The following is a 351-nucleotide window of genomic DNA, read 5'->3' on the forward strand; positions in this document are numbered from 1 at the left end:
CCAGCGTCAAGACCTTCGGCGACTAGGCGTTCACGCAAGTGCACGATGGCGGCGATGACCTCATCGGAAATCCTGCGGGGGTTGCTGGCGGGGCGTCGGGAGCGCGGTTCGAGCGCGTCGAGGCCGCCGGTGCGGTAGCGGGCCAACAGGCGGTAGATGTGTTGACGGGAGACGTTGTAGGCCTCGGCTGCGGCGGACACCGACAGGTTCCCGCTGACGACTTCCAGGACGACCACACGGGCTTTGGACATGAACCACGACTGTCACCTATGACGCGACTCATCAACCACCCCCGCAGGTGTCACCTATGTCGCGACTCATCTGTCACCTATGTCGTGAACTCACACACCC

Annotated in this window: 1 protein-coding gene; it reads right to left on the bottom strand. The window is 63.5% G+C overall.

What is annotated here, in order from left to right:
• Window positions 1-251: helix-turn-helix domain-containing protein (locus AC5Y4Q_RS21660; protein WP_499960171.1), on the bottom strand; the 251-nt coding region annotated here is incomplete at its 3' end.
• Window positions 252-351 lie beyond the last annotated feature (100 nt).

This window comes from Mycobacterium sp. NGS16 (assembly GCF_059813225.1).